Genomic DNA, 25,658 nt, shown 5'->3' with positions numbered 1-25,658 from the left:
ACCAATTCACAAATAGATAAATACATTGATAGGGGTGGCATATGCCAATTTCAAATACAGACTTGCAGGAGTTAGCAAAGGTTTCCTTAGATGAGTACTTGCGCAATCTACCAGTCGATCAAATCGCAGTAGAGAGACCTTTCCTTAAAAAACTCATGGAAGGGCGCAAGAGTCTATTAGGGGCTAAACAGAACGTTGTCGAGAACATCCGCAAAGAACATGGCAGTAACTTTAGCTGGGCCTTTGGTGAGGAGACGGTCAAGTTCAATAAACGTAATACGACTGAGCAGGCATCCTTTCCATGGCGTAGAGCAGTTGATGGTCTCTACATCGACTATGACCGCCTATTTAGCAATGGGATTAAGGTGCGCGAGGGTGGGGCGCGAGGATTCCAATTGGAATACAACGAGCGCGTGCAATTGATTAATTTATTGGATGAGCAACTAGAAGTCTTGAGGGAGGGATTCCTCAACAAGCTGGACCTAGAGCTGCACCGCGATGGCTCGCACGGCGCTGATGCTGTAGTTGGCCTAGATAGCCTAGTAAGTCTTGCCCCAGATGCTGGCACGGTAGGCGGTATTGATCGAGCCAAAGCAAGCTATTGGCGTAACTATGCCGTCAAAGACATTGCTTCAACAGCGCCAGGTAACTTAGTGGGGGAGATGGAGACCGCATGGCGTCAATGTATTAAGCATGGCGGTAGCCCGGATTTCATCATCGCGGGTGGCAAGTTCATTGATACCTATCGCAAGCAAGTGACAGTGACTCATATCGCTGGATCAGGTGAGACCAAGTATATCGATGCTGGCGTAGGTGCTGGTGTTAACACTGGCCTAGCCTTTAAAGGCGTAGAAATCATCTGGGATCCGCAGTTTGATGAACTTGATGCCATGGCTAATCGCACGGTGGAGTGGAGTAAGCGCTGCTATTTCTTAAACACCCGCTTTATGAAGCTACGTGACGATGACTTAGACATCGTTGCTCCAATCCGTCCGCACGACACGCTTGCTATGTACGCCATGGTGAACCTACGCTGCGCTTTATCCATCTCAAGAGCTAATGCCCATGCGGTATTGGCTATTCAATAAGGGGGAAGACATGAATAACAGCATGAATATTAAAGAACTCATTCATAGTGGCTTCCAAATCAAAGAGGTGGAAGCAGTAGTTCGTAGGGATGCCTTTACAACCATCCATGTGTATGTACCGCCTTATGAGACTAATATCCTTCGCAATCTATTTGGACGCGAGAACGTCACGGTGTTCGAGCGCCCATCAAAGACCACGATTACGCCAGAGCAGGAGTACGACCGCCTCTGTGCCAAGTATGGTCATGAGGTCGTAGCCAAAGTCTTTGGTGAAGATGATGGAGATCGCCTCATGGAGATCGTAGAAGGCTTGATGAAAGAAGGTCAGCTCCCAGCGCAAGAAAAGGCATTAGAAGGAACTCTTGAGCAAGAGCCATTGGAAACCAAAGGAGCTAAGAAACGCTAGCAGAAGGGAAGACCACCGCTAGCAGCAGGTGTTTGGGTGCGGCTGCGGGTGTTGAAGTAACCATGGTGTGTGGGCGCGCGTAACTGCGCCCCACTGCCAACACCAATTAAAAGCCTAGGCGGTAGTGGGGCGGTGAACTTCCATATTCCAGGCATCAAGAAGAACCTATTACATGCTTCCAATCATCACCTCTCTAGTCCAAACCTTGGCCGTCAATGGCCTTGGTTTACTTGCAGGCGCAGTCCAAGCCAAGGGCAAGGAATTTATTGAGAGCAAGATTGGGGCGCGCATTCCGGAAAATCCCAGTCAGGAAGATCTCATCAAGCTCAAGCAGTTAGAGATCGAACAAGAGCAGCTACTACTCCAATACACGCTTAAGCAAAAAGAACTCGAAATAGAAGAATCAAAACTTCTTGCTGAGATGCATCGTGCTTCACAAGACAATTCCACCAATCGCTGGCAATCCGATATGGGTAGCGATTCCAAGTTATCAAAAAACATCAGACCGGGAACGCTTGTTTACATCCTCACGGCCTACCTTTTATTCGCATTGCTCTCAGCCATGGGTATAGATATCAATGAAGCCTATGTAAAGCTTCTAGGTGAATGGGGGCAGTTAGTCATGCTTGCTTACTTTGGCGGTAGATCAGTCGAGAAGATCTTTGAGATGCGCATGAGCGCCCCTAGCAACAAGGAAGGACCGCAGTGAGTAAAAGCGTGAGTGGTTTGGTTGCAGAGCAAGCTACATTCTTGATCGATGTTAGCCGCCTTATCCAGTTTGCAACGGCTGAAGGGTGGGTAGTTACAGGGGGAGAGCTCTGGCGTTCGCCAGAGCAGCAAGAGATCTACTTTAGGACAGGTAGATCAAAAACTATGAGTAGCAATCATTTAAGGCGCTGCGCTATTGATCTGAACTTCTTCTGGAATGGAAAGCTGGTTTGGGATAAAGAACTCATCCGCACAGTTGGTGAATACTGGGAGAGTCTAAGCTCCAAGAATAGATGGGGAGGGAATTTCAAGGGATTTGTGGATGTACCGCACTTTGAGAGAGCGATCTGCTAATGGATTGATAAATAACCCTTACCAAGATTTTGTGCGGAAGAGGCGACCATCAGAACCCTCGTCATGTAGGGTTAATACAATTTCATTGGTGCCAAAGACTATTTCACTGGCATCATCAATGGGCGGCATATCAGAATCTATAAGGGTGATGATAGATTGGACACCTAGATTCGCATAGTCTTTTATAACCTTTAAGAGATTTGCTTTCTTGCGGTCATCCAATGATTCAAAAACTCCATCGTGATATACAAATTTAGGAAATTTCTTATCAAGATGAGCGCGCACCACTGCCAGATCAAAGGCTATGCACAATAGTTTTTGATACGTATGACCCAAATTGGCGCTAGTAACATTGCCTCCATCATCAAGAATCTCGGCTCGAAATTCAAGGTGACCATCTTTATTTACAAATACATTTAACAGGGCTTTATGTGAAATTACATCCTCAATAATTTCATTGAAAAAAAGTCGAATAGAGGAGAACATGCTTTTAGCGTTAGAGCTTTGAGACTCTACATCAGCCTCGATTTGAGACTGTAAATGCATCCCCTCTTCCGATAGTGTGCGAATTTCACCTCTCAATTCTTGCAGGCGGTGAATAAAACTACGCTGTCGCTCTAGTGCGGATATCTCCGCACGCAGCGTTACAAGCTCATTGGTTACTTGTTTATATTTGGCGAATACATCGGTACCGCTTAGGAAGGATAGGGTTTCTGATCGACGTTTCCCAAAAGTATTAAGCTCAGAGCCGATTTTTTTTAATTCAGCATCAATTTCAGCTCGCTCTTCCTGGAGATATCCACGGCGCTCATCCGTAATGGCTTTATTGAACTCAATTAGTTGGTTAAAGTCTTTTTTAATTTGCCCAGAAAATAAAATATTTACCTCTTTAAAGAGGAGTTCGGCTTCATCCGGGTTAAAGAGTATGCGATCTTCATCAAGCGAAGAGTTGATTTTTTTCTTTGCCTGATTTAGCGAGTATCTTCTCGAGTTTAGTGTGGCAATATTTTCATCGATTTCGTCAATTAATTGCTTTGTGCGATCTTTATCCTGCTGCCTGAAATCAAATGCATCTAGAAGGTTTTGTTTCTTTTCTGCTTCTTTAGTCTTTAATAGAAGAATTCCTTCTATTTTTCCAGTGTCGTCAATTGAGCCACCCAACTCGGATTTAATGGTTTCAACCTTGGCCTTACTTGTATCAAGTTGCGCTTGTTTCTCATAGTGCAGCTCTATAGGCTCATGATTAAAGCCAAGAATATGAGCTACATAGGGCTTCCAGTCCGCATGTTTTCCAGCAAATCTACGAAGTTGAAAAACATCTTGGTAGTCATCTTGACTTCGTAGCTGGTAACCAAGTCCTTTCCGGTACTGCCATGGTGAAATTTCCCTCCAATCCAAAAGACTATCGAGCATTTCTCTGGCTCGATCAAAGGGAAGGTCACTGTGATCCCATTCTGATTTTGGTAGGTCACTTAAGTCCTGTAGTGCAGCTTCATGCTTCTTAAAAGATATTTTGGTTGCATCCTCAACCCCCCGACGCACAGTTAAATAGGAGGCATCTGCGAGTTCAATTTCAAGAAAAAATATAAAATCTTTAAATACATTTTCATGTTTAAAGAGGAAAAATTGGGGATCTTTGCCGGACAAGAAGCAGTAGTCGAGAAGTCTGCCAAGCGTAGTCTTTCCAAGGTTATGCGTATCTTTTTCTCTATTTTTAGGGAGCCTTATTTCTGCCAGAATGACATTTAGATTTGAGTTAAATTCAATTGGGCCAAACTGGTCCGGCCTATTGGAGTAGATCTTAGATAGCTTCATTTGGCCCTACATATTCAACAGAATCAGTTTTGGGGCGGTATTCAATCAATCCAAGAAGAAAGAGAAAATTAATGGCTGGTAAAAAAAGCGAATCACCACCAGGCACAATTTTTTTTGTGTGACCCCGGAGCGTGGCATACGTATCAAGGCGACGCTTTCGAAGATGGGACAGCAGGAGTAGCGCTACATTAATAACGGTACGATCAGGATGGGAGTGTTTAGTGGGACGCAACATCATTGCCTTTCCCGATGTCACAATTCCAATACATATAGAAAAGCATGATTCGCGTTAGTTTTTTATTGGCACGTAAAAGAGGATCGCGCGCAAATAAAATATCTAATAAGTAATTCATTACCTCATCAAAGGATTGAAAATCTTTGCGCTTCGATATGATTTTAAGTTGAAATTCGTCAACCACAGACTCGTACATCTCCAGGATTTCGCTATTCTCTGGGGATGAAAGGAAAAATTTTACTTGCCCCGTATCTTTTAGGTAGCGTTTCCGCAGATTTACCGCATATTCTGCACTCATATTATTAAGATCATTTTTCATCTCATAGGATGTGCGCGGGCTTGGTGGCACCAGTTCCTTTGTTGCTTGATTTATGTGCCGAGCAAAAGCTTGCACTACATCGGATAAGTCATCAGGGCTGACTATAAGAGGGGAGTCAATAGGGTCGATTTTTGCAATGGTTGGTATATCGGGAAAATCTTTTAACCAACTTTCCAGTGATTCAAGCCCGCATAACATTATTGACGCTTCTGGTAGTCCGCATACCCTGGAAAGATGGGCGCTAATATCACTCTCGGCATTGCCTGTTAATCGGCGATTTGCAAAAAGCATATAGTGGTCCAGTTGCTTAGCCTCACGTAGTTTTTTGATGCGCGGGACCTCTTTCCCTATTACCGTATTTTCTGAATCAGTGTTAAAAAAATCCCTTTCAGAAAAGCTGCGGTTGTAACTATTCGTATGCTTTGCCTGTGCAATTACTGTACCGCTCCATGGATTAGCTTTGCTTGGAATAAGTTCTGCGGTGCCAATAAATTTGGCGTCACGTCCGCCATCTACACCCTTAGAAAACCCCTTGACACCCATGCCAAGTAGTCGCTTACAGAGCAGAACAACAAGTTGTTCAAACTGATCATCGCCCAGATCTTCGTATGCATACTTCATTTAAATAAGATGTAAAGTTTTCATGTGAGGATTTTAATTTAATCGGGTCGAGCATATCATTTCAACCGCCTAATCTAGTGGCATGGATTTATAATAGCCTATTGCTTCTGAGGTGACATCCCAAGTCCTTGGCCATCTGGTTCAAGTTAAGCTACCTTCTTGCTGAGCTCAATAACCTCGGCCCCATTCTGAGCCTGCGTTAATCTTTCGCCCCACCACTTATATAGACCAATCCTTTGGGTAAATCGTTCGCCACGATCATAGGCGCGAACAACTTCATTGCCATGAGCGTGATCTAGTGCCAACTCAACAACATCCTGTTCAAAGCCTTTATCCCTAGCAAGGGTAGAGAAAGCGCTACGCCAGCCGTGTGGCGCATGCTTGCCTGCCATATTGAGTGTTACACGATAAGCTTTCTCAAGACTTTCTCGGCTAATGAATTGATTGCCTGTGGGGGATGGGAATACATAACCTCGTCTACCAAATAGTTTCCCCCATGCCTTTAACTCTGCAGTGATTTGCGGACCCAAAGGAATTCGATGATCTCCAATACGTGTGTGATCTTTCATCTTGGCGCGAGGTATTACCCAGATCGGAATATCTGCATCAAGATCAAATTCTTTCCATTCGGCTTGCACAACATTGCTAATGCGCGTTGCACTAAATGCGAGAAGGCGATGGGCCGCCCTAACTGATGGTGATAGGCGCGCGGCATCTGCAGCACGTAAGAGGGCGCCTAAAGAATTCCAATCAAGCAATGCCGGCATACGACCATTTGTTTTCTTCCGAGGAAGAATTTCCTTCACTGGCGCAGCAGAATTGCCCTCACATAAACCTTTGGCCTGGGCGTAACGAAATACACCATTAAGATGCTGCAAAATTCTTGTGGCAGTCTCTAGAACATCTCGTTTGTTAATGGTCTCAATTGCTTTCGCAATAACTGAGGGAGTAATACTTTCAATAGGCAGTGCCCCCAAAGATTTATAAACATCCCTTTCAAAAGCCCTTTTGGATTTCGTGAAGTGGGTTGCACTCCATTCTTTCTCTTTCATGGAGAACCATTCTTCAGCTACAGCCTTGAAGGTGCTGTCACTTTGAGATGCGGCATTGGCTCTATTAAGGCGCCTGGAGATGACTGGATCCTGGCCTTTGGTAAGACAAGCTTTTACCTCGTTTAACTCTAGTCTTGCTTGGGCCAAACTGTTTTGTGGATACCCGCCTATGGAATAACTTTTTTCTTTGCCTTCGATGCGATATTTGATGCGCCAAATAGCAGTTTGGGTCTGGGTGATAAGTAAATAAAGACCTCGGCCATCTGCAAGCTTGCTGCCTGGGGCTGAGCGGTTGACGAAGCTCTTGATCCCTTTATCCGTAAGCTTTCCAGAAATACCCCCAACCATGTTTTTGACCTTGTTCGATTTTGCTCCGATACCCCCAATAATACCCCCAGCGTATTTGGATACAGCAGAATCTAGAAAGACCACAATGGGCATAAAGCCCTTTATCTATAAAGAAAAACGCCACCCTGGTGGGTGGCGTTGGACTGTTACATACTTCAAAATGGTGGAGTCGGCGGGAATCGAACCCGCGTCCGCAAATCCTCTACAACAAGTTCTACATACTTAGTCATATCATTTAATTTAGCTAGCTAGTCACAGACTGACATGTTCCACGCTGGCGATTCACTAAGTTTTCGAACCATTCCCCGTGACATGAAATGATCTTATCTCTTGTAAATGACCCTGATCTAGCTTGCGCTAGCTGACCCAAGAGAGAATCAGTTCAGGGGCAACCGCAATTAAGCGGCTAGTGCGAAACGTTCGTCGTTTGCAGTTATTACATTCCCATTGATTTACGAGATAACGGGTCCTCGGTATGCCCTTGGTGCTTTGTAATCCACGTCGAAACCATGTCGACCCCGGAGTTCATGCATTGGAAACTCTATTTTAAGGCTCTTAGCCTTAAAATGTTGGATATCTTGCAGATTGCTAATTAAGCCCTACTGCGGGAAGATGATTTCTAGTAGTTCTTTTGGGTGGCGCACAAGATAGTCAGCACCCCAGGCTTCAGGTGGCTCTTCGCAGCCGCAATAGCCATAGGCTGCTGCAATCGTCTTCATGCCTGCTGCTTTGCCTGCCACGATGTCTCTAATGTCATCACCAACGTATACGGAGTAACTCGGGTCAATATTGGCGATTCTGGCGGCGTGCAAGATGGGCTCAGGATGTGGTTTTGAGTATGCGGTGGTGTCGCCGGATACTGTCGATGCTGCTCTTTGGCGCAGACCCATCAAATCAGTAAGGGGATTGGTAAAGCGCTCACTCTTGTTGGTCACAATGCCCCAAGGAAGCTTGGCGCCATCTAGCTGATCCAATAAGTGATCTACACCCTCAAAAAGTACGCTGTTAACCAGCAAAGCCTTCTCGTAATTCGCAAAAAACTCATCCCGCAGAGGAATAAAGTCAGGGTGGTCAGGATCAATTCCAAATGCCCCACCAATCAAGCCGCGAGCTCCAGCAGAGGCGCAGGGGCGGAGGACCTCATATCGCTTAGGAGCGAGATTTCTAGCGATGAGAAGCTGATTTGCGGCTGCCACAAGGTCTGGGGCAGTATCGGCAAGGGTACCGTCGAGGTCAAAAAAGACACCCTTGTAAGGACTGGCTAACCCACCACTCATTTGCGCACCGCAATCATGTAATTCACATCGACATCTTCACCAAGGCTATACACCTGAGTAATCGGGTTGTAGCTCATACCCTTCATGCCGATCATTTCTAGATCTGCTTGGCGAGTAAATGCAACGAGTTCGGAAGGTTTGATGAATTTAGCGTATTCGTGCGTACCCTTGGGTAGAAGTCGCAAGATGTATTCCGCGCCAATAATGGCAAATAGGTAGGACTTAGGACTGCGATTGAGAGTGCTGAAAAAGAGGGTCCCACCCGGCTTGCAAAGCTTGGCGCAAGCTCGAACTACTGAGGCAGGGTCTGGAACATGTTCTAGCATCTCCATGCAAGTCACAACGTCATACTGTTCTGGCTCTTCTTCAGCTAGCGTTTCCGCTGATATAGAGCGGTATTTGAGGGTAGCGCCCACTTCGAGGGCATGTAATTCAGCTACCTTGAGGGCTTTTTCAGATAAATCAATGCCGCACGTATCGGCACCTGACTGTGCAATAGACTCCGCTAAGATCCCGCCACCACAACCTACATCCAAAACCCTCTTGCCTTGGAGGTTAGCATAAGACTTGATCCAATTGAGACGCAAAGGATTGATTGCATGTAAAGGCTTGAATTCGCTATGGGGATCCCACCAGCGATGGGCTAGGGCGCTAAATTTAGCGATTTCAGATTGATCGACGTTCATAGGGATTGGGGCGCGAGAGGCCTGCAGAGGTAAATGAATTACGAATATAGCGGAAATAAAAAAGCCCGGCAGAACCGGGCTTTCTTACAGGTAAAAAGAATTACTTAACTGCAGCTGTACCAACAACTTCGATGTCAGTACGGCGGTTCTTAGCGCGGCCTTCAGCAGTTGCATTTGATGCAACTGGATTGCTCTTGCCTTTTGATTCTGTGTAAATACGGCTGCCGTCAACACCTTTGCTTACCAAGTAAGCTTTAACGGACTGAGCACGACGCTGGCCGAGAGCCATGTTGTAAGCATCAGTACCAACGCTATCAGTGTTACCAACAGCAATAATTACTTCTAATTTGATCTTGTTCAAGTCAGCAGCGATCTTGTCCAATGTAGCTTTACCTTCTGGCTTCAATGTAGCTTTGTCGAAGTCATAGAGTGTGTCAGCTTGCAAAGTGATTTTGCTTTGGCTAATGCTAGGAGCAGCTTTAGGAGCCAACCAGCCATCACAACCTTGAGCTGCAGTTGCAGGAGTCCAGTTGTTATCACGCCAGCACAATGTACCGTCGCCGTTTTTCCAATTCAAGCCAGCGCTGTTTTCCCAGTTATCAGAAGCCATTGCTGCAGAAGCAGAAACAGTGATAACAGAAGCTAGCAACACTTTTAGGGTTTTGTTCATTTTTAGTCCTCAAAAATCTCTTTTTTAATTAAAGTCAAACTTAAATGTAATTCGCCCTACTTTGAAGCAAAAAACCGCAAAGCGACACATCTCAATTTCGTACAAACTGAAAGAATATTAGCATAGGGGCTATCAGTCATCAAAATGATATTATTTCTAAATGGAACAAGCCGCTAAAGAAACACTACCAATATCCCTAGAAGACGAAATGCGGCGGTCCTATTTGGACTACGCAATGAGCGTCATTGTCGGCAGAGCCCTGCCAGACGTACGTGATGGCCTCAAACCTGTTCATCGCCGGGTCTTATTTGCGATGTATGAATTAAACAACGATTGGAACCGTGCTTACAAAAAATCTGCCCGTATAGTTGGCGATGTGATCGGTAAATACCATCCACATGGCGATTCTGCGGTGTATGACACCATTGTTCGGATGGCCCAGGACTTCTCTCTGCGCTATATGTTAGTTGACGGACAGGGTAACTTTGGCTCTGTAGACGGCGATAACGCTGCTGCAATGCGATATACCGAGATTCGTCTTCGTAAGATCGCCCATGAGTTGTTGGCCGATTTAGACAAAGAAACCGTAGATTTCGGGCCAAACTATGACGGTAGCGAGAAAGAACCCCTGATTCTTCCTGCAAAAGTGCCTAATTTGCTGATTAATGGCAGCTCAGGCATTGCCGTGGGTATGGCCACCAATATCCCTCCCCACAACTTGGATGAGGTGATTACAGCCTGTTTGCACGTACTACACAACCCAGAATGCACGATCGACGAGCTGATTGAGATCATTCCTGCACCTGATTTCCCGACCGCCGGCATTATTTATGGCGTTCAAGGGGTCCGCGAAGGGTATCGCACCGGCCGCGGCCGTGTCGTGATGCGTGCCAAGACCCACTTCGAAGACCTCGATAAAGGTGCGCGTCAGGCCATCATCGTTGATGAGTTGCCGTACCAGGTAAATAAAAAGAACTTGCTCGAACGTATTGCTGAGTTGGTCAATGAGAAAAAAGTAGAAGGCATTTCTGATCTGCGCGATGAGTCTGATAAGTCAGGTATGCGCGTCGTGATTGAATTGAAACGTGGTGAAGTACCTGAAGTGGTTCTCAATAATTTATATAAGAGCACTCAACTGCAAGATAACTTCGGTATGAACATGGTGGCATTGGTAGATAACCAACCGCGCCTGTTGAACTTGAAGCAAATGCTTGAGTACTTCTTGCAACATCGCCGCGAAGTAGTGACACGTCGTACGATTTTTGAATTGCGCAAAGCGCGCGAGCGTGGACATGTCTTAGAAGGCTTGGCAGTTGCATTGGCAAACATTGATGAATTTATTGCCATCATTAAAGCTGCTGCAAACCCAGTTATTGCTAAGTCAGAATTGATGAGCAAGGCATGGGACTCTTCTATGGTGCGCGAGATGTTAGCGCGCGCTGAGACGGATACCCCGGGTGGTCGCAATGCTTATCGCCCCGAAGGTTTATTGCCTGAGTACGGCATGCAGACTACTGGCCTCTATCGCTTGTCTGATAGCCAAGCGCAAGAAATTTTGCAGATGCGTTTGCAACGCTTGACTGGCCTTGAGCAAGACAAGATTGTGAATGAGTACAAAGATGTGATGGCAGAGATTTCTGATTTGCTCGATTTGCTTGCTAAGCCAGAGCGAGTTACTCAGGTCATTGAGTCTGAATTGAAAGAAGTGCAAGCTGAGTTTGGTATTGCTGGCGGTGACAGTGGTCGTCGCTCATTCATCGAGATGAATGCAACCGAGTTGTTCACAGAAGATTTGATCACTCCGCAAGATATGGTGGTCACACTTTCGAATACTGGTTACATGAAGAGCCAGCCTCTGAGTGAATACCGTGCGCAAAAACGTGGTGGCCGAGGCAAACAAGCCGCAGCTACTAAGAATGAAGATTGGATTGAAACTCTCTTCGTTGCGAACACGCATGACATCATTCTGTGCTTCTCGGATCGTGGACGCATGTACTGGCTCAAAGTGTGGGAAGTTCCACAAGGTAGCCGTAACTCACGTGGCAAGCCGATCGTCAACATGTTCCCGTTGATTGAAGGCGAAAAGATTACTGTGATTCTCCCGATTAAGGGATATCAAGATGATCATTACGTCTTTATGGCAACAAGCCTGGGTACAGTGAAGAAGACGCGTTTGTCTGACTTCTCCAATCCACGTAAGGCCGGAATCATTGCTGTCGATTTGAATGAAAACGACTTCTTAGTTGGCGCAGCCATTACTGATGGTCAGCATGATGTGATGTTGTTCTCTGACGCTGGTAAAGCGGTGCGCTTTGATGAGAATGATGTTCGTCCAATGGGCCGTACAGCTCGCGGCGTGCGCGGTATGAACTTGGGTGAAGGCCATCAAGTAATTGCCATGTTAGTTGCCCCGGCTGAAGCTGCCGAAGGTGCTGAAGCGGTTGTGGTTGACGCAAGTGGCCTCGCAATTCCAAGCAGCGTATTGACTGCAACAGAAAATGGTTTTGGTAAACGCACTCCGATCGGTGAATACACCCGTCATGGTCGTGGCACTAAAGGCATGATCGCTATTCAGACAACTGAGCGAAACGGAAAAGTAGTTGCTGCTGCTTTGGTATCTCCTGAGGATCAAATTATGTTGATCACTACTGGCGGTATCTTGGTGCGCACACGTGTTTCAGAGATTCGTGAGATGGGGCGCGCAACACAAGGCGTTACTTTGATCAACGTCGATGAAGGTACACGCTTGTCTGGCTTACAGCGTATTGCTGAAAGCGATTCTGATGATGAGAATGATTTGGATGATGGTGAAGACGGTGAAGGTGGAGATGTTTCCGCCGATCCAGCAGTTGACTCCAATTCTGATAAAGCTGGTGATGCCTAATTGGCATTCATACAAGGTTAATTAATTCATCATGACGTTTGACCGCCGCATTTTCAATTTCGCTGCGGGGCCTGCTACCGTACCTGAAGAGGTATTGAAGCAGGCTGCTGCGGAGATGTTGAATTGGCAAGGGCTCGGTACTAGCGCGATGGAAATTAGTCACCGCAGCAAAGAGTTCATGGCGGTTTACGAAGAGGTGTTGCACGATTTGCGCACCTTGATGAATATTCCTGACTCTTACGAAATCTTGTTACTACAGGGTGGTGGCCTTGGTCAGAATGCGGCGATCCCAATGAATTTAATGGGTCTTGCAAAGAATGGTCCTAAAGCAGACTTTTTAGTGACAGGCGTTTGGTCAGAAAAGTCTTTTAAAGAAGCTGACAAATATGGTGTTGCGAATCTAGCAGCATCTTCAGCCGCAGAAAAATTCAATACGATCCCGGCACGTTCTACTTGGCAGCTCTCGGATGATGCGGCCTATGTTCATTACTGTGCCAATGAAACCATTGGCGGCGTAGAGTTTCCGGATGTGCCTGATGTGAATGGTAAAACTTTGGTTGCGGATATCTCTAGCAATATTCTTTCGAAAGAGATGGATGTTTCCAAGTGCGGCGTTTGGTTCGGTGGAGCGCAAAAAAATATTGGGCCATCTGGCGTGACGATTGTGATTGTGCGCAAAGATCTGATGGGCCACAGCATGAAGATCACCCCATCTATTTGGGACTGGTCAAAGCAGGCTGCAAATCAATCCATGCTTAATACACCCCCGACATTTGCCATCTATATGGCTGGCTTAGGGTTTAAATGGCTGTTAAAGCAGGGTGGCGTTAAAGCAATTGAAAAGCGCAATCAAGAAAAAGCCGATTTGCTTTACAGCTTTTTAGACAAAAGTAGCTTGTATGAAAATCACGTTACCAAAGAATATCGATCGAGAATGAATGTCACCTTCTTCTTGAAGGATGAAAATTTAAATGCTCAGTTCTTGGAACAATCCAATGCAGCAGGCTTAGTTGCCTTGCGCGGTCATAAGGCGGCTGGAGGTATGCGTGCCAGTATTTACAACGCAATGCCGCTCGAAGGCGTCAAGACCTTAGTGGAATTTATGCGTGACTTTGAAAGGCGTGCCTAATGAGCTCTCAAGACCGGAGCACTGAAGAACAGCGCCTCGCGCCAATCCGCGACAAGATCGATTCTCTAGACGCGCAGATTTTAGATTTGTTATCGCAGCGTGCACAAGCAGCTCAAGAGGTTGGACATATCAAAGGTGATTTTTCATCACCGGTATTCAGGCCGGAGCGTGAGCGTCAAGTTGTCGCGCGCTTGCAAGAACTCAGCAAGGGCCCGCTATTAGCGGATGGCATCGCCGCAATTTGGCGTGAAGTGATGTCTGCTTGTCGCGCCTTAGAAGTTCGTCAGACGATTGCCTATCTTGGGCCAGTAGGAACATTTTCAGAGCAAGCTGCACAAACCTATTTTGGTCACTCGATTGCTGCTTTGCCTTGCAACAGTCTTGATGAAGTGTTTAAAGCGGTTGAAAAGGGTGCAGCTCAATTCGGAGTAGTTCCGGTTGAGAACTCTAGCGAGGGCGCCATCTCTCGTACTTTAGATTTACTTCTGGATTCTCCAATGCGTATTAGCGGCGAAGTGGTGCTACCTATTCGTCACCATCTCCTGACTAAGAGCGGCAACCTAGATGGCGTAACCACTGTGTGTGCGCATGCTCAGGCTTTAGCGCAATGTCAGCAATGGTTGAGTGTGCATGCACCTCAATTGAAGCGTCAGGCAGTCAGTAGCAACGCTGAGGCAGCTCGCATGGCCTCTCTTGACCCAAGCTTGGCAGCAATTGCTGGAGATCCTGCGCAAGAGGCTTATGGATTGCAGGCAGTGGCCGCACAGATTCAGGATGATCCACATAACCGAACGCGTTTTGTCGTAGTTGGTACTTATGAGTGCCAGCCAACCGGTAAAGATCAAACTTCTTTAGTGTTGTCGGTAGATAACCAGCCGGGTGCAGTGCATCGCTTATTAGAGCCCTTAGCTAAGCATGGTGTTTCCATGAATCGCTTCGAGTCTCGTCCAGCTCGCAAGGGAACTTGGGAGTATCACTTCTATATCGATGTCGCAGGACATGCTGAAGATGCAAAAGTAGCTAAAGCATTGGATGAATTAAAAACAACAGCCGCTTTTTATAAAAATCTCGGCTCATATCCCCATTCAGCATGACATCTAAATCCATTATTGGTTTAAAGCACATTCATGCGATAGCACCTTACGTTGGTGGCCGGCCCATCAGTGAAGTCGCGCGTGAATATGGTTTGGATGAAAACAAGATTGTGAAGTTGGCCTCCAATGAGAATCCATTGGGCATGCCAAAGTCAGCGCAAGATGCGATGCTGAAGGCGGCTGCGGACTTAGGTCGTTACCCGGACTCCAATGGCTTTGAATTAAAGAATGTATTGTCAGCGCGCTTAGGTGTGCCAACCGATTGGATTACTTTGGGTAATGGTAGTAACGATATCTTGGAGTTGGCCGCTCGTGCAGTTGCTCAAGCTGGCGATGAAGTGATTTTTTCTAAACATGCTTTTGCTGTTTATCCATTGGCTACTCAAGCTGTTGGCGCTAAGGCGGTTGAGGTGGCTGCTACTGAGATGTACGGCCATGACCTGCCTGCCATGCTGCAAGCGGTAAAAGCTGCTGGTGATAAAGCCAAGTTGGTATTTGTGGCTAACCCAAATAATCCTACAGGTAGTTACTTAACTGCAAAAGAGATCGAAGATTTCTTAATTGCTGTACCTGCTCATGTGGTGGTGGTATTGGACGAAGCTTACAACGAGTATCTTGCTGCCGATCAGCGCTATGACGCGATTGCTTGGGTGAAACGTTTCCCTAATATGATTTTGTCACGCAGCTTTTCTAAGGCATACGGTTTAGCAGGTTTACGTATTGGCTACGGAGTAGCTCAACCCGCTTTGACCGATTTACTGAATCGCATCCGTCAGCCATTTAACGTGAATAGTCTTGCACAAGCCGCGGCGATCGCAGTATTTCAGGATTCTGCATTCTTGCAACAAGGCTTTGAACTCAATCGCGCTGGCTTTACCCAATTAACCCAGGCCTTTGATGAACTTGGTCTGACTTACCTACCATCGGCTGGAAACTTTGTGTTGGTCAAGGTTGGTGAAGATGATGGCGCTGGCGCTCGTATTAATTTAGAGCTCCTCAAACGCGGCATTATTGTTCGCCCAGTTGGAAATTACGGTTTGCCACAATGGTTGCGTATTTCGATTGGCTTACCTGAAGAAAATGCAGCCTTTATTGCCGCGCTTAAAGATATTTTGGCGAAGCAGTAGTTCAATAGCAAACAGACAAATTTCATCAAGCAATGGCCATCATTAATCCATCCAGTAATTACGGTACCGTTACCATTTTTGGCGTTGGATTAATCGGCGCCTCTTTGGGCTTGGCATTAAAAAAAGCGGGCGTAGTCAATAAGGTGCTAGGTGTTGGCCGTAGCGCTTCAAACTTAGATCAAGCGTTAAAGATGGGCGCGATTGATGGTGTAGTCGATTTAGTCGAAGCAGCAAAACAATCCGATGTGATTGTGTTGTGCGTGCCAGTGGCGCAGATGCGTTCTGCTTTTGAAGTGATTGAGCCGCACCTAGAGTCTCAGACCATGCTGACAGATGCTGGCAGCACTAAGGGTGATGTGATTTTAGCTGCCAAGGAAGTCTTGGGTAAAAAGGCCTGCCAGTTTGTGCCAGCCCATCCGATTGCAGGTGGTGCGCAACATGGCGCGAGTGCAGCAAAAGCCGATCTCTTTGAGGGCAAGCAAACTATTCTTTGTCCGCTACAGGAAAACTCTTCGCAAGATACAGATTTAATTGAAGGTTTTTGGCAGTCGGTTGGATCTATTGTGAAAAAGATCTCTTGTGTGCAACACGATGCGATCTATGCAGCCGTTTCCCATTTGCCGCATATTTTGTCTTACGCCTTAATGGCCAGCGTAGTGAATTCTGAAGACGCTGATCAAAAGCTCAGTCATGTTGGTGCAGGTTTCAAAGATTTCACGCGTATTGCCGCTTCGAGTCCTGAGATGTGGCGAGATATTTGCTTGGGCAATCGCACGGCAGTCCTAAAAGAACTCGATCAATATCTACTCATCGTCAATCACATGCGTAAATTGATTGCTGATAATGATGGTTCAGGTTTAGAGAAATTATTTAATAAGGCCAGCAAGGCGCGTCAAGATTTGGATGTACTTTGATGAGTGGTTTGCCTGATATCAACATAGGACCATTCAAGCGAGCGCAAGGCTCGATTGTCTTACCTGGATCAAAAAGTATTTCAAATCGCGCCTTATTGTTGGCTGCCTTGTCTTCTGGCACAACAACCCTTAAAAATTTATTGGATGCTGACGATACGCAAGTGATGCGTAATGCCCTTCGTCAGTTGGGTTTATCGGTAACGGATCAAGCTGATAAAGTCTGTGTGGTTGAAGGTTGCGGTGGTAAGTTCCCGGTTCAGAATGCAGACCTTTTTATGGGTAATGCAGGTACAGCGATTCGCCCCTTAACAGCGGCTTTAGCAATGCAGGGTGGTAACTATCGTTTATCTGGTGTACCACGCATGCATGAGCGTCCTATTCGGGATCTAGTGGACGGATTGCGACAAGTTGGCGCAACGATTGATTACGAATTGCAAGAAGGTTATCCGCCGATCAAGATTCTTGCTGCTGATATTGAAATCAAAGATGTTGTGAAGGTGCGTGGAGATGTCTCTAGCCAGTTCCTTACCGCCTTGTTGATGGCCTTGCCTTTGGTGGCAAGGGAGCCCGTTAGGATCGAAGTGATTGGTGAATTGATTTCTCGCCCCTATATCGATATCACGCTTAAGCTCATGGCACGTTTTGGTGTCATAGTAGCCTGTCCTGATCCGCAGTCGTTTGTCATTCCTGCCAAGACTTCTGACGCGGTATATCAAAGCCCTGGTGTCTTATCAGTTGAGGGTGACGCATCCTCTGCCTCTTACTTCTTAGCGCTTGGCGCGATTGGTTGTGGTCCGGTACGTGTCTTAGGTGTGGGTAGTGAGAGTATTCAAGGTGATGTAGCTTTTGCTGATGCCTTGGCGCTGATGGGTGCAAAGATTTCTTCTGGTGAAGATTGGATTGAAGTTGCTGGTGTGAAAAATGCCAATGGCAAACTCAACGGGATCACGATTGATTGCACAGAAATTCCAGATGCAGCCATGACCCTAGCTATTGCCGCATTGTTTGCTGAAGGCCCAACTCGCTTAAACAATATTGCCAGTTGGCGCGTCAAAGAAACTGATCGTATTGCAGCAATGGCGAAAGAGTTGAAAAAAGTTGGCGCTATCGTTGAGGAGGGTGCTGATTACATCGTGGTGCAAGCACCTCAATCTCCATCCGATTGGAAATCTCCAATCGAAGGTATTGATACATACGATGATCATCGCATGGCGATGTGCTTCTCATTAGCTGCATTTGGCCCAAATGCTTTGCAGATTAATGACCCTAATTGCGTTGCCAAAACCTTCCCCACTTACTTTGCTGAATTTGCAAAGATTGTTTCCTAAAAGTCTTTTTTGATGAATCCGCCTCCAGTCATCGCCATTGATGGACCTACTGCCTCTGGCAAAGGGACGGTTGCCTCCCTAGTGGCTGAAAAGCTGGGTTTTCATTACTTGGATAGTGGAGCGCTATATCGACTAGTTGCCTTGGGTAGTCAAAAAGCATCTATTGACCCCCAAAATGGTCCAGAACTGGGTATTTTGGCCAAAAAACTCGTGATTTCCTTCAAAAATGGCCAAATTTTGCTCAATTCTGAAGATGTGACTGAGGCCATTCGCACTGAAAGTATCGGTTTGCGCGCTTCTGCCATTGCGGTGCACCCAGAGGTTAGGCAAGCTTTAGTGGGTGTTCAGCATGGTTTTAGGGTTATTCCAGGCTTGGTTGCTGATGGGCGCGATATGGCAAGCGTCATATTTCCGGATGCAGCCCTGAAGGTTTTTCTCACTGCAACGGCTGAAGCTAGAGCCGAGCGTCGGTATAAGCAATTGATAGCTAAGGGAATTTCTGCTAAACTAGGCGACTTGCTGCAGGATTTGCAGGAGCGTGATGCCAGAGACAGTAGTCGAGGTGCCGCACCCTTGCTGGTTGCAGACGGCGCCAAAGTGCTAGAAACATCAGAATTATCGATAGATCAAGCAGTTAAGACGGTTTTAGATTGGTATCAGTCAAAAACAGCTTAATTTTTGGTGGGCAGTAGAAGTTGTTTTGGCGTCTTAAGAAACTCTACAACGCGATTTTCTAATTTAGCGTGTTTCTTGGGGCTTTTTTAACCTAACCCGTCAGGCCTTCTGGCGGCACAAAGTGAATATATAAATGTCTGAATCATTTGCAGAACTATTTGAAGAATCATTAACCCGATCGAATATGAAGACTGGCCAAGTTATTTCGGCTGAAGTACTTCGCATCGACCATAACTTCGTCGTTGTTAACGCTGGATTGAAATCCGAAGCGTTTATTCCTGTTGAAGAATTCCATAACGACGCTGGCGAGATTGAAGTAGCTCCTGGCGATTTCGTTTCTGTTGCTATTGACGCTCTTGAGAACGGCTATGGCGACACAATCCTTTCCCGTGACAAAGCTAAGCGCTTGGCATCATGGATGAATTTGGAAAAAGCTCTCGAGCAAGCTGAAATCGTTACCGGTACTGTTACTGGTAAGGTTAAAGGCGGCTTGACAGTCATGGTTAACGGTATCCGCGCATTCTTGCCTGGATCACTCGTTGACACACGCCCAATCAAAGACACCACCCCTTACGAAGGTAAGACGATGGAGTTCAAGGTCATCAAGCTTGACCGTAAGCGTAACAACGTAGTGTTGTCACGTCGTGCTGTTGTTGAAGCTAGCCAAGGTGAAGAGCGTGCGAAGTTGATGTCTAACCTCAAAGAAGGTAGTGTTGTTCAAGGTATCGTTAAGAACATCACTGACTACGGCGCATTCGTGGACCTCGGTGGTATCGATGGCCTCTTGCACATTACCGATTTGGCATGGCGTCGTGTGCGTCACCCAAGCGAGATGTTGACTGTTGGTCAAGAAGTTACAGCTAAGATTTTGAAGTTTGATCAAGAGAAGAACCGTGTTTCACTCGGCGTGAAACAGCTTGGTGATGATCCATGGGTTGGTATCGCTCGTCGTTACCCACCAAACACCCGTTTATTCGGTAAGGTAACTAACCTGACTGACTACGGCGCGTTCGTTGAAATCGAATCTGGTATCGAAGGTTTGGTGCATGTTTCTGAAATGGACTGGACTAACAAGAACGTTGCTCCAAGCAAAGCTACTGCATTAGGAACCGAAGTTGAAGTAATGGTTCTGGACATTGATGAAGACAAGCGTCGTATCAGCCTGGGCATCAAGCAGTGCAAAGCGAATCCATGGGAAGAGTTCTCACGTGGCCAGCAAAAAGGCGACAAGCTGACTGGCGCAATCAAGTCTATTACTGACTTTGGTGTCTTCATTGGTTTGCCTGGCGGTATCGACGGTTTAGTTCACCTCTCAGACCTTTCATGGAATGAGCCAGGCGAAGAAGCTGTTAAGAGATACAAAAAAGGCGACGAAGTTGAAGCTACTGTATTGGCCATTGATGTTGAGAAAGAGCGTATCTCTCTCGGTATCAAGCAATTGTCTGGTGACCCATTCAATAACTACACATCCGTAAGCGACAAGGGTAGTCTTGTAACTGGTACTGTGAAGACTGTTGATGCTAAGGGTGCAACCATTCACTTGGCTGATGAAGTTGAAGCTTACTTACGCGCTTCTGAGGTCTCAACAGATCGCGTTGAAGATGTACGCAATGTATTGAAAGAAGGCGATAGCGTAACTGCAATGATCATCAACATTGATCGTAAGTCACGCGTAATCAATCTCTCAATCAAGGCTAAAGACAGCTCTGACCAACAAGATGCTATGAGCAAGCTCCAAGGTGATGCGCAGTCCGGCACAACCAACTTGGGTGCTTTGTTGAAAGCAAAGTTGGACAATCAAGGCTAAATCAATATCGCCGCTTTCCACTAGGAGAGCGGCGGTTTTTTATTGATAGATCATGTCAGATCAAGAGCAACAAGCAATTACTCGCTCCGAACTCGTGGAGAGCTTGGCGGAACAGTTTCCCCAGCTTTTACCTCGCGATGTGGAGTTGGCAGTAAAAACATTGCTAGACACCATGACTCACGCTTTAGCCGAAGGCAAGCGGATTGAGTTACGGGGTGTTGGCAGCTTTGTTTTGCATCACCGTCCTGCGCGTACTGGCCGTAATCCAAAATCTGGTGAGAAGGTATTGATCCCAGAAAAACGCGTGCCCCATTTCAAGCCTGGTAAAGAATTGCGTGAGCGCGTTGATTACAAGCCCCTAAAGCAAGTGAGCCCTAAAGAGGGTTCTGGTGCCTAGTCACATAGCGCATATCCAGTGGTCCATTCGGACCATTTTTTTATTTAAGTTCTGCACAGCATGATTCAGATCGCAACCTCCTGGCTACTGTTATTACCAGTCATGTTTGGTATTGGCTGGTTGACTTCTCGCTGGGATTTGCGTCTTGAGAATCGTATGGATGAGCGCGAGCGCATGCGTCAGCAGCGCTCGACATTCAAAGGCTTAAGCCTTTTACTGAATGAACAGCCGGATCAGGCGATTGAGACCTTGGTCAAGATTGCTCAGCTCGATCCCGAAACAATTGAACTTCATTTCGCTTTGGGAAATTTATTCCGTCGCCGCGGTGAGACTGAGCGTGCGATTCGAGTTCACCAGCATTTGGCTAATCGCGATGACTTAAAGCCGCGTGATCGCGATCATGCTGCGTATGAGTTGGGCCGAGATTTTCTGCGTGCCGGTTTATTAGATCGCGCCGAAGCATCATTAAATCGTGTGGGTGAGGGTAAGTTCGCCGCTCCTGCAAAAGAGAGTTTGCTCGAGATGTATCAGATCGAACGGGACTGGAAGAAAGCCATCATTGCTGCTAGTGAGCTTGAGGGATTGCAAGGCAAATCACATCACACCGAGATTGCCCAATTTCATTGTGAGTTGGGTCAAGAAGCATTGCGTCGCAAGGATTTGCCTGAGGTTGAGCAATCTGTTCAGTTGGCACTGCAAGCGGTGCCGCATCATGCGCGCGCGCTGATTTTGCAAGGGGATTATCTAATCGCAATGGATCGTCCAGCTCAAGCTATCGAGGTATGGGCCGTAATTGCTAAGACACACCCTGCCTATATGCACTTGCTCGCAGATCGCTGGATGGCAGCACACACTGCTCTGAGTAAAGCGGATGAAGGTTTAAGTGCGCTCTGTGAGTTATTAAAAACCCAGGCTTCTGGCGAGTTACTCGATATTGTGCAAAAACATATGACCCAAATTCGTGGAGCTCAAGCTGCTGAAGTGATGCTAGTTGAAGTGATGCAGCATTCACCAAGCTTGAGCGCGCTTTCTAAGTTAGCCGAAACTCGTTTGGCTTTAGCGGAAAGCAACGGTACACCAGAGCGAGTATTGGATTTACAGGCAACACTCAGTTTATTGAAGCAGCGCACAACCAGTTTGGCACGCTATACCTGTGGCAATTGCGGTTTCCGTGCGCGACGTTTTTACTGGCAGTGCCCAGGTTGCAATCATTGGGAGGCTTACTCCCCAAGACGCAGTGAGGGAGCCGTTCCTAGCGGCCCTTCAATGTAATCTGATTTACTTGGAGATATCTTGAAAGTCACCATCATCGGCAGTGGTTACGTTGGTCTTGTTACCGGCGCTTGTTTAGCAGAGCAGGGTAATAACGTCTTTTGTGTTGACGTGGATCCTAAGAAGATTGAGATTCTCAACTCTGGTGGCGTACCTATTTATGAGCCAGGCCTCAAAGAAATGATTGAGCGCAATCGCGCTGCCGGCCGTTTGCAGTTCTCTACCGATATTGCCGCCTCTGTGGCGCATGGCGATATTCAATTTATTGCCGTTGGCACGCCTCCTGATGAAGATGGCTCAGCTGATCTTCAGTATGTTGTAGCGGCTGCCCGTAACATTGGTCGTCATATGACTACCCCTAAAGTCATTGTCGATAAGTCGACCGTGCCAGTGGGCACTGCTGATAAAGTGCACGCCGCCATTACTGAGGAGCTGCAAAAGAGAGGCATCTCACCAGAGTTATGTTCGGTAGTCTCCAATCCTGAGTTCCTTAAAGAGGGCGCTGCAGTAGAAGACTTTATGCGCCCGGATCGGATTGTGATCGGTACGCAAAATACGCCAGCGGGTCTGCGTGCCAAAGAGCAAATGCGCAAACTCTATGCGCCATTTAATCGTCACCATGAGCGCACCTACTATATGGATGTGAAGAGTGCTGAGCTGACTAAATATGCAGCTAATGCCATGTTGGCTACACGTATCTCTTTTATGAACGAGTTGGCCAATTTGGCAGACTTAGTCGGTGCTGATATTGAAGCGGTGCGCCAAGGCATTGGCTCGGACTCTCGTATTGGTTATGGCTTTTTGTACTCGGGCACCGGCTATGGGGGCTCTTGCTTTCCAAAAGATGTTTCTGCCCTATCCAAAACAGCGATTGAGTACGGTAGAGATCTGAAGATCCTCGATGCCGTAGAAGCTGTCAATGGAGCTCAAAAATACATCTTGGTAGAAAAGATTGAAAAGCGCTTTGGTGTTGACCTTAAAGGCAAGAAGTTTGCTATGTGGGGTTTGGCCTTCAAACCCAATACCGACGATATGCGCGAAGCCCCAAGTCGTGTGATTATTCAAGAGCTGGTCAAGCGCGGAGCCCAGATTGTGGCTCACGATCCAGTAGCTATGCCAGAAACCAAGCATTGCCTCGAGGTGGACTTTAAAGGCAATCCAGAGGGCCTCAAGCAAGTAGCTTTGGTTGATGACCCGATGGTAGCAACCCAAGGTGCGGATGCCTTAGTCATCGTCACTGAGTGGAAGGCTTTCCATAGCCCTGATTTTGAGCTTCTCAAAGCCAATCTGAAGAACCCCATTATCTTTGATGGCCGCAATCTGTATGAGCCACAAGCTATGCAAGAATTAGGCATTGAGTACCGGGGTATTGGTCGTCATAATTAATTAGAAGTAAAAAAGAATCCATTAGAGATATTAGAGAGATTAGTTACATCGTGGAAAAAGCTAACCGAGAACAATTTTCTAAAGCCCATTTATTAGTGGTGGGCGATGTCATGCTTGATCGCTATTGGTTTGGCGATACGAATCGAATTTCACCTGAGGCGCCGGTACCCGTTGTTCAAGTGGGTAAGATTGATGAGCGTTTAGGTGGCGCTGCCAACGTGGCTCGCAACGTCGCAGCCCTTGGCGCAAAGACAACGATATTAGGTGTAATTGGTGATGATGAGCCGGGTAATCGTGTTACCGAGTTGCTGAAGTCAAGCGGTGTCGATAGCCAGCTTGAAATCGATAGCAAAGTACCGACTACTGTGAAGTTACGTGTGATTGCAAGACAACAGCAATTGATTCGTTTGGATTTTGAGGAGGCTCCTAGTGAGGCTGCTTTGGCGCATAAGCTTGAGCGCTACGAGAAGCTGGTGGGCGATGCTGATGTGGTGATTTTGTCTGACTACGGCAAAGGCGCATTAGGTCAAGTGGATTTGATGATCGAGCAGGCTCGCGCTCAAAAGAAAATGATCTTGGTCGATCCTAAGGGTTATGACTACGCTAAATATCGTGGTGCCACCGTGCTCACACCTAACCGTAGTGAGTTGCGTCAGGTAGTTGGTCAGTGGACTAGCGAAGAAGACCTCACCAAGAGGGCGCAAGATCTCAGAAAATCTTTAGACCTCGAGGCGCTTCTTCTTACTCGCTCTGAAGAGGGTATGAGTTTATTCACCGAGGCGGGTGTTAGCCGCGTTAAGGCGCAGGCACGTGAAGTATTCGATGTATCAGGTGCTGGCGATACCGTCATTGGTGCGCTCGCAGTGGCATTAGCAGCTGGTTGGCCACTAGAAAGAGCGATGGCCTTGGCTAATCGGGCTGGTGGTATTGTGGTTGGTAAGCTGGGTACAGCCACCGTTACTTCTGAGGAATTGCAATGACGATTATCGTAACCGGCGCTGCTGGATTTATTGGTGCCAATATTGTGCAGGCGCTCAACGAGCGTGGCGAGAAAAATATTATCGCTGTCGATGATTTGCGCCCCGCTGATAAGTATCGCAATCTAGCGGACTTAGACATCATTGACTATCTTGATAAAGATGAGTTTCTAGTGGCATTCAGAAGTGGTCGTTTTGGCAAGGTAAGGGCAGTGTTTCATGAAGGAGCCTGCTCTGATACGATGGAAACTGACGGCATCTTTATGATGGCGAATAATTTCCGCTACACCATGGGCCTACTCGATATCTGTACAGAACAAAAAGTGCAGTTGCTCTACGCCTCTTCTGCCGCTACTTATGGTGGTTCTGATGTATTTGTAGAGAGCCGTGAGCATGAGAAGCCATTAAATATTTATGGCTACTCTAAGTTCTTATTTGATCAAGTGATGCGCAAGCGTTTTGCTGAAAAAGCTAATGCTGCACAAGTGGTTGGATTTAGGTACTTCAATGTCTATGGACCACGTGAGTCCCACAAGGGACGTATGGCTTCTGTAGCCTTTCATCAATACCACCAGTACAAGGCCAATGGCAAAGTAAAGCTGTTTGGTGAATATGGTGGTTATGGCGCTGGCGAGCAAAGTCGTGACTTTGTCTCAGTGGAAGACGTAGTAAAAGTGAATTTGTATTTCTTGGACCATCCAGAAATTAGCGGCATCTTCAATCTCGGTAGTGGTCGCGCGCAGCCATTTAATGATGTTGCTCATGCGGTAGCAAATGCCATGCGCCAAATCGATAATGCCAATCCTGCTAGCTTAGAAGAGCTGGTCAAAGAAAAAGCGATTGAGTACATTCCATTTCCGGACGCACTCAAAGGCAAGTACCAGTGCTTTACACGGGCAGATTTAACCAAGCTACGCGCCGCTGGATACTCAGAACCCTTCCTGAATGTGGAGCAGGGCGTCAGTCGTTATATTGCGTGGCTATCAGCCAATGCAGATTTCTTGGCAAGCCCGTTATAGGTAGTTAAAAACAGTCAACCGACTGACTCGTCATTCGTTGTAACTAATCCACTTGCACTTCGTGTAAGTG

Annotated in this window: 24 protein-coding genes, 1 other RNA gene and 1 pseudogene; 17 read left to right on the top strand and 9 right to left on the bottom strand. The window is 46.7% G+C overall.

The window, feature by feature from the left end:
• Positions 1 to 41: 41 nt before the first annotated feature.
• Both ACIQZ3_RS03755 and ACIQZ3_RS03750 read left to right on the top strand, forming a co-directional pair.
• Positions 42 to 1,088: a phage major capsid protein gene (locus ACIQZ3_RS03755; protein WP_216223986.1), complete on the top strand. Its 1,047-nt coding sequence runs from the start codon at positions 42 to 44 to the stop codon at positions 1,086 to 1,088.
• Positions 1,089 to 1,098: 10 nt separating this feature from the next.
• On the top strand, positions 1,099 to 1,494 hold the full coding sequence (locus ACIQZ3_RS03750) for a hypothetical protein (protein ID WP_397390462.1): 396 nt from the start codon (positions 1,099 to 1,101) through the stop codon (positions 1,492 to 1,494).
• Here the strand turns inward: ACIQZ3_RS03750 and ACIQZ3_RS03745 are convergent.
• Positions 1,491 to 1,649, bottom strand: coding sequence for a hypothetical protein (locus ACIQZ3_RS03745; protein WP_397390460.1), 159 nt, complete (start codon positions 1,647 to 1,649; stop codon positions 1,491 to 1,493). The two genes, ACIQZ3_RS03750 and ACIQZ3_RS03745, sit on opposite strands and share 4 nt — an antisense overlap.
• Positions 1,650 to 1,666: 17 nt before the next feature.
• Here ACIQZ3_RS03745 and ACIQZ3_RS03740 point away from each other — a divergent pair, with 17 nt between their 5' ends.
• A complete protein-coding gene (locus tag ACIQZ3_RS03740; RefSeq protein WP_397390458.1) occupies positions 1,667 to 2,203 on the top strand; it encodes a hypothetical protein in 537 nt (178 codons plus the stop codon).
• Positions 2,200 to 2,556 (top strand): M15 family metallopeptidase, encoded by a 357-nt coding sequence (locus ACIQZ3_RS03735; RefSeq protein ID WP_397390456.1) that lies wholly within the window; start codon positions 2,200 to 2,202, stop codon positions 2,554 to 2,556. The genes ACIQZ3_RS03740 and ACIQZ3_RS03735 overlap by 4 nt, the downstream gene beginning before the upstream one ends.
• A gap of 18 nt (positions 2,557 to 2,574) precedes the next feature.
• Here ACIQZ3_RS03735 and ACIQZ3_RS03730 read toward each other — a convergent pair whose 3' ends face one another.
• The 8 genes from ACIQZ3_RS03730 to ompA all read right to left on the bottom strand — a co-directional run bounded on the left by ACIQZ3_RS03730 (position 2,575) and on the right by ompA (position 9,579).
• Positions 2,575 to 4,371 carry a DUF2326 domain-containing protein gene (locus ACIQZ3_RS03730; protein WP_397390454.1) on the bottom strand — a complete coding sequence of 599 codons (1,797 nt, stop codon included), beginning with the start codon at positions 4,369 to 4,371 and terminating at the stop codon, positions 2,575 to 2,577.
• Positions 4,358 to 4,606 (bottom strand): ABC-three component system middle component 8, encoded by a 249-nt coding sequence (locus ACIQZ3_RS03725; RefSeq protein WP_397390452.1) that lies wholly within the window; start codon positions 4,604 to 4,606, stop codon positions 4,358 to 4,360. The genes ACIQZ3_RS03730 and ACIQZ3_RS03725 overlap by 14 nt, the downstream gene beginning before the upstream one ends.
• Complete coding sequence (locus ACIQZ3_RS03720; RefSeq protein WP_397390450.1) at positions 4,590 to 5,546, bottom strand: ABC-three component system protein; 957 nt, start codon at positions 5,544 to 5,546, stop codon at positions 4,590 to 4,592. The genes ACIQZ3_RS03725 and ACIQZ3_RS03720 overlap by 17 nt, the downstream gene beginning before the upstream one ends.
• A 146-nt stretch (positions 5,547 to 5,692) precedes the next feature.
• Entirely contained in the window at positions 5,693 to 7,039 is a 1,347-nt protein-coding gene (locus ACIQZ3_RS03715) for a tyrosine-type recombinase/integrase (protein WP_397390448.1), read from the bottom strand.
• 68 nt (positions 7,040 to 7,107) lie between these two features.
• Positions 7,108 to 7,466, bottom strand: a transfer-messenger RNA (tmRNA) gene (gene ssrA, locus ACIQZ3_RS03710).
• Positions 7,467 to 7,545: 79 nt separating this feature from the next.
• Positions 7,546 to 8,223, bottom strand: a complete 678-nt coding sequence (locus ACIQZ3_RS03705; RefSeq protein WP_397390446.1) for an HAD family hydrolase — start codon at positions 8,221 to 8,223, stop codon at positions 7,546 to 7,548.
• Positions 8,220 to 8,909: a bifunctional 2-polyprenyl-6-hydroxyphenol methylase/3-demethylubiquinol 3-O-methyltransferase UbiG gene (ubiG, locus tag ACIQZ3_RS03700; RefSeq protein WP_397390444.1), complete on the bottom strand. Its 690-nt coding sequence runs from the start codon at positions 8,907 to 8,909 to the stop codon at positions 8,220 to 8,222. Before ubiG ends, ACIQZ3_RS03705 begins: the two co-directional genes overlap by 4 nt.
• 100 nt (positions 8,910 to 9,009) lie before the next feature.
• On the bottom strand, positions 9,010 to 9,579 hold the full coding sequence (ompA, locus tag ACIQZ3_RS03695; RefSeq protein ID WP_397390442.1) for an outer membrane protein OmpA: 570 nt from the start codon (positions 9,577 to 9,579) through the stop codon (positions 9,010 to 9,012).
• A 160-nt stretch (positions 9,580 to 9,739) separates the two neighbouring features.
• Between ompA and gyrA the strand changes: the two genes are divergently transcribed.
• From gyrA to rfaD, 13 genes and pseudogenes are all read left to right on the top strand, one after another.
• On the top strand, positions 9,740 to 12,463 hold the full coding sequence (gyrA, locus tag ACIQZ3_RS03690) for a DNA gyrase subunit A (RefSeq protein WP_397390440.1): 2,724 nt from the start codon (positions 9,740 to 9,742) through the stop codon (positions 12,461 to 12,463).
• Positions 12,464 to 12,494: 31 nt separating this feature from the next.
• Positions 12,495 to 13,592, top strand: a complete 1,098-nt coding sequence (gene serC, locus ACIQZ3_RS03685; protein ID WP_397390438.1) for a 3-phosphoserine/phosphohydroxythreonine transaminase — start codon at positions 12,495 to 12,497, stop codon at positions 13,590 to 13,592.
• Entirely contained in the window at positions 13,592 to 14,686 is a 1,095-nt protein-coding gene (gene pheA / locus ACIQZ3_RS03680; RefSeq protein ID WP_397390436.1) for a prephenate dehydratase, read from the top strand. The genes serC and pheA overlap by 1 nt, the downstream gene beginning before the upstream one ends.
• A complete protein-coding gene (gene hisC, locus ACIQZ3_RS03675) occupies positions 14,683 to 15,813 on the top strand; it encodes a histidinol-phosphate transaminase (RefSeq protein ID WP_397390434.1) in 1,131 nt (376 codons plus the stop codon). Before pheA ends, hisC begins: the two co-directional genes overlap by 4 nt.
• A gap of 32 nt (positions 15,814 to 15,845) precedes the next feature.
• Positions 15,846 to 16,727 (top strand): prephenate dehydrogenase, encoded by an 882-nt coding sequence (locus ACIQZ3_RS03670; RefSeq protein ID WP_397390432.1) that lies wholly within the window; start codon positions 15,846 to 15,848, stop codon positions 16,725 to 16,727.
• Positions 16,728 to 16,735: 8 nt separating this feature from the next.
• Complete coding sequence (aroA, locus tag ACIQZ3_RS03665) at positions 16,736 to 18,055, top strand: 3-phosphoshikimate 1-carboxyvinyltransferase (protein ID WP_397390470.1); 1,320 nt, start codon at positions 16,736 to 16,738, stop codon at positions 18,053 to 18,055.
• A 12-nt stretch (positions 18,056 to 18,067) separates the two neighbouring features.
• Complete coding sequence (gene cmk, locus ACIQZ3_RS03660; RefSeq protein WP_397390430.1) at positions 18,068 to 18,730, top strand: (d)CMP kinase; 663 nt, start codon at positions 18,068 to 18,070, stop codon at positions 18,728 to 18,730.
• 133 nt (positions 18,731 to 18,863) lie between these two features.
• A complete protein-coding gene (rpsA, locus tag ACIQZ3_RS03655; RefSeq protein WP_397390428.1) occupies positions 18,864 to 20,537 on the top strand; it encodes a 30S ribosomal protein S1 in 1,674 nt (557 codons plus the stop codon).
• Positions 20,538 to 20,589: 52 nt separating this feature from the next.
• A pseudogene (locus ACIQZ3_RS03650) lies at positions 20,590 to 20,886 on the top strand (integration host factor subunit beta); the annotation flags it as partial.
• A 108-nt stretch (positions 20,887 to 20,994) separates the two neighbouring features.
• On the top strand, positions 20,995 to 22,206 hold the full coding sequence (gene lapB, locus ACIQZ3_RS03645) for a lipopolysaccharide assembly protein LapB (protein ID WP_397390426.1): 1,212 nt from the start codon (positions 20,995 to 20,997) through the stop codon (positions 22,204 to 22,206).
• A 21-nt stretch (positions 22,207 to 22,227) separates the two neighbouring features.
• Entirely contained in the window at positions 22,228 to 23,592 is a 1,365-nt protein-coding gene (locus tag ACIQZ3_RS03640; protein ID WP_397390424.1) for a UDP-glucose dehydrogenase family protein, read from the top strand.
• A gap of 50 nt (positions 23,593 to 23,642) precedes the next feature.
• Entirely contained in the window at positions 23,643 to 24,572 is a 930-nt protein-coding gene (gene rfaE1, locus ACIQZ3_RS03635) for a D-glycero-beta-D-manno-heptose-7-phosphate kinase (RefSeq protein WP_397390422.1), read from the top strand.
• Positions 24,569 to 25,588, top strand: a complete 1,020-nt coding sequence (rfaD, locus tag ACIQZ3_RS03630; RefSeq protein WP_397390420.1) for an ADP-glyceromanno-heptose 6-epimerase — start codon at positions 24,569 to 24,571, stop codon at positions 25,586 to 25,588. The genes rfaE1 and rfaD overlap by 4 nt, the downstream gene beginning before the upstream one ends.
• Positions 25,589 to 25,658 lie beyond the last annotated feature (70 nt).

This window comes from Polynucleobacter sp. (assembly GCF_044342855.1).
In the GTDB taxonomy this organism is placed as follows: Bacteria; Pseudomonadota; Gammaproteobacteria; order Burkholderiales; family Burkholderiaceae; genus Polynucleobacter.
The sequence above is the reverse complement of the archived record's forward strand: the minus strand, read 5'-3'. Positions and strand labels throughout refer to the sequence as shown.

What these genes read in the sequence shown, in the direction of transcription:
- ACIQZ3_RS03725 (WP_397390452.1), bottom strand. Translation starts at nt 4,606, where the DNA reads ATGTTGCGTCCCACTAAACACTCCCATCCTGATCGTACCGTTATTAAT.
- ompA (WP_397390442.1), bottom strand. Translation starts at nt 9,579, where the DNA reads ATGAACAAAACCCTAAAAGTGTTGCTAGCTTCTGTTATCACTGTTTCT.
- ACIQZ3_RS03705 (WP_397390446.1), bottom strand. Translation starts at nt 8,223, where the DNA reads ATGAGTGGTGGGTTAGCCAGTCCTTACAAGGGTGTCTTTTTTGACCTC.
- ACIQZ3_RS03715 (WP_397390448.1), bottom strand. Translation starts at nt 7,039, where the DNA reads ATGCCCATTGTGGTCTTTCTAGATTCTGCTGTATCCAAATACGCTGGG.
- ACIQZ3_RS03720 (WP_397390450.1), bottom strand. Translation starts at nt 5,546, where the DNA reads ATGAAGTATGCATACGAAGATCTGGGCGATGATCAGTTTGAACAACTT.
- hisC (WP_397390434.1), top strand. Translation starts at nt 14,683, where the DNA reads ATGACATCTAAATCCATTATTGGTTTAAAGCACATTCATGCGATAGCA.
- ACIQZ3_RS03740 (WP_397390458.1), top strand. Translation starts at nt 1,667, where the DNA reads ATGCTTCCAATCATCACCTCTCTAGTCCAAACCTTGGCCGTCAATGGC.
- gyrA (WP_397390440.1), top strand. Translation starts at nt 9,740, where the DNA reads ATGGAACAAGCCGCTAAAGAAACACTACCAATATCCCTAGAAGACGAA.
- ACIQZ3_RS03745 (WP_397390460.1), bottom strand. Translation starts at nt 1,649, where the DNA reads ATGCCTGGAATATGGAAGTTCACCGCCCCACTACCGCCTAGGCTTTTA.
- ACIQZ3_RS03670 (WP_397390432.1), top strand. Translation starts at nt 15,846, where the DNA reads ATGGCCATCATTAATCCATCCAGTAATTACGGTACCGTTACCATTTTT.
- ACIQZ3_RS03755 (WP_216223986.1), top strand. Translation starts at nt 42, where the DNA reads ATGCCAATTTCAAATACAGACTTGCAGGAGTTAGCAAAGGTTTCCTTA.
- cmk (WP_397390430.1), top strand. Translation starts at nt 18,068, where the DNA reads ATGAATCCGCCTCCAGTCATCGCCATTGATGGACCTACTGCCTCTGGC.
- serC (WP_397390438.1), top strand. Translation starts at nt 12,495, where the DNA reads ATGACGTTTGACCGCCGCATTTTCAATTTCGCTGCGGGGCCTGCTACC.
- pheA (WP_397390436.1), top strand. Translation starts at nt 13,592, where the DNA reads ATGAGCTCTCAAGACCGGAGCACTGAAGAACAGCGCCTCGCGCCAATC.
- ACIQZ3_RS03730 (WP_397390454.1), bottom strand. Translation starts at nt 4,371, where the DNA reads ATGAAGCTATCTAAGATCTACTCCAATAGGCCGGACCAGTTTGGCCCA.
- lapB (WP_397390426.1), top strand. Translation starts at nt 20,995, where the DNA reads ATGATTCAGATCGCAACCTCCTGGCTACTGTTATTACCAGTCATGTTT.
- rpsA (WP_397390428.1), top strand. Translation starts at nt 18,864, where the DNA reads ATGTCTGAATCATTTGCAGAACTATTTGAAGAATCATTAACCCGATCG.
- rfaD (WP_397390420.1), top strand. Translation starts at nt 24,569, where the DNA reads ATGACGATTATCGTAACCGGCGCTGCTGGATTTATTGGTGCCAATATT.
- ubiG (WP_397390444.1), bottom strand. Translation starts at nt 8,909, where the DNA reads ATGAACGTCGATCAATCTGAAATCGCTAAATTTAGCGCCCTAGCCCAT.
- ACIQZ3_RS03750 (WP_397390462.1), top strand. Translation starts at nt 1,099, where the DNA reads ATGAATAACAGCATGAATATTAAAGAACTCATTCATAGTGGCTTCCAA.